This is a genomic window from Pseudoalteromonas sp. S1612 (assembly GCF_005887175.1).
Taxonomy (GTDB): domain Bacteria; phylum Pseudomonadota; class Gammaproteobacteria; order Enterobacterales; family Alteromonadaceae; genus Pseudoalteromonas; species Pseudoalteromonas undina.
The window spans coordinates 1-268 of record NZ_PNDH01000200.1; the positions used below are offsets into that span (position 1 = coordinate 1).

Here is a 268-nt window from a genome sequence, read left to right on the forward strand (position 1 = left end):
CACGTGAAACGTCAAGGGAAAAGCTGGATCCGGGTCTTCCCGGCCAAGCCGATCACAGAAAAGCCGCTTGAAGATCGTTTGGGTAAAGGTAAAGGTTCTGTTGAATATTGGGTTGCTGAAATGCAGCCTGGTAAAGGACTTTACGAAATGCTAGGTGTTTCAGACGAGCTTGGACGTCAAGCGTATCACCTTGCTGCTCGGAAGCTGCCATTCAAACCAACTTTCGTAACTCTGCCGGTACTGTGATTAAAGCAACCGAACTAAAAGA

Annotated in this window: 1 protein-coding gene; it reads left to right on the forward strand. The window is 47.8% G+C overall.

What is annotated here, in order from left to right:
- Nucleotides 1-246: 50S ribosomal protein L16 (gene rplP / locus CWB78_RS18690; RefSeq protein WP_138596864.1), on the forward strand; the 246-nt coding region annotated here is incomplete at its 5' end.
- Nucleotides 247-268: the final 22 nt, after the last annotated feature.